The organism is Mangrovihabitans endophyticus, assembly GCF_014646155.1.
Taxonomy (GTDB): Bacteria; Actinomycetota; Actinomycetes; order Mycobacteriales; family Micromonosporaceae; genus Actinoplanes; species Actinoplanes endophyticus.
On record NZ_BMMX01000204.1, the window covers coordinates 1 to 526 of the forward strand.

At 49.0% G+C, this 526-nt stretch carries 1 pseudogene; it reads right to left on the reverse strand.

Annotated elements, in window-relative coordinates:
- Positions 1 to 202 precede the first annotated feature (202 nt).
- Positions 203 to 526, reverse strand: a pseudogene (locus IEY73_RS34930) (transposase); the annotation flags it as partial.

The window sequence follows — 526 nt, forward strand, 5'->3', positions numbered from 1 at the left end:
GAAAATAGTTGTCAGTTTGAAGATTAATTCCTGACAAAGTTGACAGGTTAAACATTATATTCCTAAAAAGGTTGTCAGTTCTGCAAAACTACAACAAAAACTCAATATCCGTATATTTTCTCCCTAAAAACTCATCGCTCGGGGAGCGCCGTGCGGCAAGGGGCGGGAGCACCCGTCCCGACGAGCACATCATTCAATTATACCGATATTCCATAAGAGGGTTTCCTCCTCTGCCTGAGAAAATCTCCATAGGGGTCTTCATTCCCAGTGCCTTGTGCGGTCTGGCATTGTTGTACATCGCAACGGATTTACTGACGGCTTCCTCTGCCTGTCTGAAGTCCATATCACCTTCATTGAAGAGCCATCCGTTCTTCAGGGTGTTGTTCATCCTCTCGGCCAGGGCATTGTGAAGCGGGTCTCCCGTCTGGGTCATGCTGATTCTGATGCCTTGTGAAAGCAGCAGGTCCGTGTACTGCTTCGAGGCATACTGCACGCCGCGGTCAGAGTGGTGTATCATGCCCTCCGT